The organism is Micromonospora sp. NPDC048930 (genome assembly GCF_043197935.1).
Classification (GTDB): domain Bacteria; phylum Actinomycetota; class Actinomycetes; order Mycobacteriales; family Micromonosporaceae; genus Micromonospora.
In genome coordinates this window covers 540,897-546,196 of record NZ_JBICUB010000001.1, presented here as the reverse complement: position 1 = coordinate 546,196, position 5,300 = coordinate 540,897, and the positions used below count along the sequence as shown (strand labels likewise).

At 71.7% G+C, this 5,300-nt stretch carries 5 protein-coding genes; 2 read left to right on the top strand and 3 right to left on the bottom strand.

Annotation, left to right across the window (positions count from 1 at the left end; genetic code table 11):
• Positions 1–516 precede the first annotated feature (516 nt).
• The gene (locus tag ACGFI9_RS02695) at positions 517–1,161 is read left to right on the top strand and encodes a DUF1579 family protein (protein WP_393174125.1); all 645 of its coding nucleotides are present in this window, start codon (positions 517–519) and stop codon (positions 1,159–1,161) included.
• Between the two features lie 55 nt (positions 1,162–1,216).
• Here the strand turns inward: ACGFI9_RS02695 and ACGFI9_RS02690 are convergent, their stop codons facing one another.
• Both ACGFI9_RS02690 and ACGFI9_RS02685 read right to left on the bottom strand, forming a co-directional pair.
• Complete coding sequence (locus tag ACGFI9_RS02690; protein ID WP_393174123.1) at positions 1,217–1,858, bottom strand: helix-turn-helix transcriptional regulator; 642 nt, start codon at positions 1,856–1,858, stop codon at positions 1,217–1,219.
• A 441-nt stretch (positions 1,859–2,299) separates the two neighbouring features.
• Positions 2,300–2,581 carry a DUF5988 family protein gene (locus tag ACGFI9_RS02685; protein WP_393174121.1) on the bottom strand — a complete coding sequence of 94 codons (282 nt, stop codon included), beginning with the start codon at positions 2,579–2,581 and terminating at the stop codon, positions 2,300–2,302.
• Between the two features lie 188 nt (positions 2,582–2,769).
• On the opposite strand from ACGFI9_RS02685, the gene ACGFI9_RS02680 reads away from it, so the two are divergent.
• On the top strand, positions 2,770–3,534 hold the full coding sequence (locus ACGFI9_RS02680; protein ID WP_393174119.1) for a thioesterase II family protein: 765 nt from the start codon (positions 2,770–2,772) through the stop codon (positions 3,532–3,534).
• 72 nt (positions 3,535–3,606) lie between these two features.
• Here ACGFI9_RS02680 and ACGFI9_RS02675 read toward each other — a convergent pair whose 3' ends face one another.
• On the bottom strand, positions 3,607–5,043 hold the full coding sequence (locus ACGFI9_RS02675) for an acyl-CoA carboxylase subunit beta (protein ID WP_393174117.1): 1,437 nt from the start codon (positions 5,041–5,043) through the stop codon (positions 3,607–3,609).
• Between the last annotated feature and the right edge of the window lie 257 nt (positions 5,044–5,300).

The window sequence follows — 5,300 nt, the reverse complement described above, 5'->3', positions numbered from 1 at the left end:
CTGCCTTCCCTCATCTTCCGTTCCTCTTCTGGTGGACGGGTCGGCGACAGACACGCCATCCCCCGATACGCAATTCCACATTTGTGAGGGACAGCGACGGACCGGACTGACGTCAAATGACGGGATCGGCGCCGACAATTCTCTGCCCAGTCGCCAAGGATAGGTATCGACAATCAGGCCGGATAGCCCCTAGCACCCCTACTTCCACCCCGCGAGAGCGCTGCGCAACCCCTGCTCACCCCTGTTCCACAGCGATTCTCGGGGGTCGTACCTGCGGCCTGGTCCCCGCCCCGCGCGCGCTTGTCGGGCTTCCGTCACGGGGTGCCTTGACGCGCCGGATCGGCTCCCATTACGTTCCCGTTCGACACTTTTTCGTGCCGGCCGAATCTTCCCGTTGCTTACTCCCGATCGTGGCGAACGGACGTCGCCGGCGCACCCGGCCGTACGCTCCCGCGACGCGCGGAATAGCGGCGGTCGAGTGGCGTCGGCGCACGTTTCCACCAATCGGGAGGAAGAATGAATTCTCGGAAAGCGGCGGTTCCGGGCGGGACCCGGCTGCGCCGTGGACTGGCGCTCGGCGCGACGGCGGTGCTCGGCGCCCTGGCCCTCGGTTCGGCGGCGCCCGGCAACGCGGCGCCGGAGCGCTTCCCGGCGCTCGCCGACGACCGGGCCGCGGTGAACCGCTCCGCCACCGCCGCGCCCGCCCAGATGAGCCAGCTCGACTTCCTGCTCGGCGACTGGAGGTGCGAGGTCACCACCCAGATGCACGGCCAGCCCGCGATGACCAACACGACCTATCTCTCGGTGCGGTCCATCCTGGGTGGACACTGGTACGAACTGCGGTCGCTCCAGCTGCCGAGCACCTCCAACCCCCAGCGGCTCGTCGCCCGGCAGGTCTACGGCTGGGACCCGGCGGCGCAGCAGTTCACCACCTACTACTTCGACGACGCGGAGGGCCAGGGCGCCGGCAGCGCCCCGCAGGTGACCGACGGGCACGCCGTCTTCACCGGCACCTACCTGTTCAACGGGTTCCGGCACATCGGCCGCGACGATCTCTACTCGCCGGCGCCGGACAAGCTCTACAACGACGTCTCGATGGCGCTGGAGTCCGCTCCGGAGCAGCTGTTCCCGGTGGGCACCGCCCGCTGCGACCGGCGCTGACCGGCCGGCATCCCGGGCGGGCCGGTCAGCGCCGGCCCGCCCGGGCGGAGCCTCGTCAGACCGTGACGCGGAGCCGTTCGATGCCGGGCAGCACCGACAGCAGTGGCGGGTAGCGCCAGTCCGGCGGGCGGATGGTGAGGTCGACCGGCAGGTTTCGCCCGGGGCAGACCCGCAGCTCGTCCGACATGCCCACGAGCAGCGACGGCGCGTGGCGGTCGTCCACGGCCGGCCCGATAGCGGCGGCGAGCAGGTACCACCGGCCGGCGGGCACCGGGTCCAGCCGCCACGGCCCCGGCTCCTCGACCAGCTGCGAGGTGACCGGCAACCCCCGGGGGACGGGACTGTCGAAGACGCCGACCAGGACCGGGGAGTCGGCCCGCGGGACGGCCCGGATGGTGCCGGAGAGGCTGCCGGCCGGACGGTCGCGCAGCGGTCGGGGCTCGCCGTCCCCGGGGAGCGGCTCGCCCTGCGCCACCCGCCGGTAGGCGGTGGGGGAGAGGCCGACACACTCGGTGAACCGACGGGTGAAGGTGCCGAGGCTGCCGTAGCCGACCTGGACGCTGATCTCGGCCACGCTCAGCGTCGTGGTGGAGAGCAGGTGTTTCGCCTCGTGGATCCGGACCGCGGAGAGGAAACGGCCCGGCGTCACCCCGGTGACGCGGCGGAAGGTCCGAAGAAAGTGAAATTTACTTATCATCGCGGACCGCGCCAGATCATCGAGGCTGAGCGGTTCCTCGTACCGATCCCGGATGGCGTCAATGGCTCGTCGGATGCCGTCTTTCACCGTCGCCCCCCGCAAAATCGTTCTCCTAACGGCGAGTCTCCTGTCGTCCGCTGCCAGAACGCGCACAGATCACTGTTATGCGAGGCCAGGCTGACGGCAGTTCCGGGAAGACGTGGTCCACCGTTGCGAAACGGAAAGAAGGACCCGTACCGCGCCAAGATGGTACCGCAATCCTGGCGTTGAGTAGCGAGTCAAACGCACTGAGTGGTCAAACCAGGACAGTTCCCGGCCAACGGCATCGAGCCCGACAGGCGGGAAATGGACCGTTGACGGCCTCCGGGTACTGCGCCGGGAATTGTGGTTAGGCCGGGGCCGGGTGGACCCGCGCGATGTGTCGCATTTGGACGGTGGTGGTCACTCCGCCACGCGGGTACGCGTCGTCCAGCGGAAAACCACCGGATCCGGCGACGGTGCGGCGGCGCCCTCGCGCTCGAAGTGCTCGTAGCCGCCCCGGTGGTGAATCTTCACCTTCTGCCCGTCCCGCGGCAGTCGCTGGGTCCGGACGGTCGCCGGCAGGTCGCTCGGTCCGCCGACGAGAACCGCCTCGATCATGCTTTCGGCGATGTTTTCGGGCGAACTGGTCATCGCTGCCCCCCATCCTGCGGGAAATGTTTGCGAATTGACGGCTTTCATCATCCCTGGAGGTTGTGCCATTGTGCACCCGTAATGCACCCCTATCCTCCCTCGGGGCCTGCGGAAATAGGGGCGCGGGCCGCCGGTCGCGGGCACCGCGGCAAATACAATCGCCCGAGGCGGTATCGCGTGCCACTCCGGCCGCTGTTCCGACCCGCCGGTCGGGCCGGCCCTCATTTCCAGGACGGTGAATGCAGGTGACGACGGCTTTTTCCCAGGACGTCTGGACCCGCCGCTACCACGACGCGGACCCGGACGCGGTGCGGCTGGTCTGCTTCCCGCACGCCGGCGGGTCGGCCAGTTTCTACTTCCCGGTCTCCCGGGCGCTCGCCCCGCGCCTCGAGGTGCTCGCCGTGCAGTATCCGGGGCGCCAGGAGCGGCGCCGGGAGGCGGCGGTGGACTCCATCCACGAGCTGGCCGACCGGATCGCCGCGGTGCTCCCGCTCGACGACGGGCGCCCGACCGCCTTCTTCGGACACAGCATGGGGGCGACCGTCGCGTTCGAGGTGGCCCACCGCCTCGAACGCGACCGCGGGCTGTCGTTGCTGCACCTCTTCGCCTCCGGCCGTCGGGCACCCGACCGGGTACGGGTCGAGAACCTGCACCAGCGGGGTGACGACGCGATCGTCGCCGAGCTGCGGCGGCACAGCGCCACCGACGACCGGCTGCTGGCGGACCAGGAGCTGTTGCGAATGATCCTGCCCGCGCTCCGGTCCGACTACCGGGCCATCGAGACCTACCGGGAGCGCCCCGGCACCCGGCTGCGCTGCCCCCTGACGGTGCTGGTCGGCACCGCCGACCCGCTGGTCACCACCGACGAGGCGGAGGCGTGGCGGGCACACACCACCGGCCCCACCGACGTCCGCTACTTCCCGGGCGGGCACTTCTACCTCACCGAGCGCCCCGAGGACGTCCTCGCGGTGGTCACCGAGGTGCTCGCCCCCGTCCGCCGCTGATCGCCGGACCAGCGCGCCCCGCGTCCGAGGCGACGCGGGGCGGCGGCCTGCGTACCCGGGAACCGGGTGCCGTCAGAGCGGGATGTTGCCGTGCCGGCCCCGCCGGTGCCGCGCGGCGGCGAACGCCTCGGCGAGCCGCCGGCGGGTGTCCGCCGGCTCGATGACCTCGTCGATCACCCCGAGCGCGAGGCCCCGGCGCACCCCGCCGGACTCCCTGCGGTGCTCCTCCACCAGGCGGGCGCGCAGCTCGTCGACCTCCTCCGGCGGCGCCGCCGCCAACTCCCGCCGGTGGAGCACCCCCACCGCGGCCTCCGCGCCCATCACCGCCACCTCCGCCTCCGGCCAGGCGAAGACCGCAGTCGCGCCGAGCGAGCGGGAGTTCATCGCGATGTACGCCCCGCCGTAGGACTTGCGGGTGATCAGGGTGATCCGGGCGACCTCGGCCTCGGCGAAGGCGTGCAGCAGCTTGGCGCCCCGCCGGACCACCCCTTCCCACTCCTGCCCGACTCCGGGCAGGTAGCCGGGCACGTCGACCAGGACCAGCAGGGGTACGCCGAGCGCGTCGCACATCCGCACGAACCGGGCCGCCTTCTCGGCGCTCTGTGAGTCGAGGCAGCCGCCCTTGCGCAGCGGGTTGTTGGCCAGCACCCCGACGGTCCGCCCCGCGAGCCGGCCCAGCCCGACCACCATGTTCCGGGCCCAGCCCGGCTGGAGCTCCTCGAACGAGGGCCCGTCGTCGTTCCGGTCGAGCAGGTGCCGCACCAGCGGACGCACGTCGTACGCCCGGCGGCTGGACTCCGGCAGCAGCGCCCGCAGGTCCGGACCGCCCGCGGCGGCACCCGGGTCGATGTGGCCGGGACGGGCGAGCAACTCGGTGATCCGCCGCGCCCGCAGGTACGCCTCCGCCTCCGACGCGGCCGTCACGTGCGCCACCCCCGAGCGGCGGGCGTGCACGGACGGGCCGCCCAGGGACTCCATGTCGACCTGTTCCCCGGTGACGCTCTGCACGACGTTCGGGCCGGTGACGAAGACCCGCGCGGCGTCCGACATGATCACCAGGTCGGTGAGCGCCGGACCGTACGCGGCGGCCCCGGCGGCCGGGCCGAGGACGACGGAGATCTGCGGTATCCGGCCGGACGCCTTGGTCATCATGGCGAACATCCGCCCGACGCCGTCCATCGACTCGACGCCGTCGGCCAGCTTGGCGCCACCCGAGTGCCACAACCCGATCACCGGCCAGTGCTTCCACAGCGCCAGCCGGATCGCCTCGATGATGTGGTCCGCGCCGGCCGCGCCGAGCGCCCCGCCCATCCGGCCGGCGTCGGTGCAGTACGCGACCACCGGGAAGCCGGCGATCCGGCCCCGGACGGCGGTCACGCCGCTGTCGTCGGCGGGATGCATCGGCAGCAGGCTGCCCGGGTCCAGCAACCGTCCCAGGCGGGTGGCCGGGTGCCGGTCGTCGGTGTGGACCGCCTCGTCGGCGCGGGGTGCGGTGAGTGTGACCGTCATGGGTGGACCTCCCGGCGCGGGCTGGAGTGTGCGGGGGTGCCGCTCACGCTAACGACGGTTTCGCACGGCGCTGAACCCCTAGCCCACCCCGGATCCGGTGCCGTCATGAGGGAATTCCACATGCTCAGGTAGGGGTTGCTGAAACGCGCCGTACGCGCTTCGCTGTCCTCGGCGCCCGTTCGCGCGCAGGCGGACCTCCCGCCCGGTACGAACTCACGCGGACCGGGGTGGCCGGCCATGGCCGACCCCTGATCGGG

Bases quoted from the DNA above. Each gene is read 5' to 3' on its own strand.
- ACGFI9_RS02695 (WP_393174125.1), top strand. From the start codon at position 517: ATGAATTCTCGGAAAGCGGCGGTTCCGGGCGGGACCCGGCTGCGCCGT.
- ACGFI9_RS02690 (WP_393174123.1), bottom strand. From the start codon at position 1,858: ATGATAAGTAAATTTCACTTTCTTCGGACCTTCCGCCGCGTCACCGGG.
- ACGFI9_RS02685 (WP_393174121.1), bottom strand. From the start codon at position 2,581: ATGATGAAAGCCGTCAATTCGCAAACATTTCCCGCAGGATGGGGGGCA.
- ACGFI9_RS02680 (WP_393174119.1), top strand. From the start codon at position 2,770: ATGCAGGTGACGACGGCTTTTTCCCAGGACGTCTGGACCCGCCGCTAC.
- ACGFI9_RS02675 (WP_393174117.1), bottom strand. From the start codon at position 5,043: ATGACGGTCACACTCACCGCACCCCGCGCCGACGAGGCGGTCCACACC.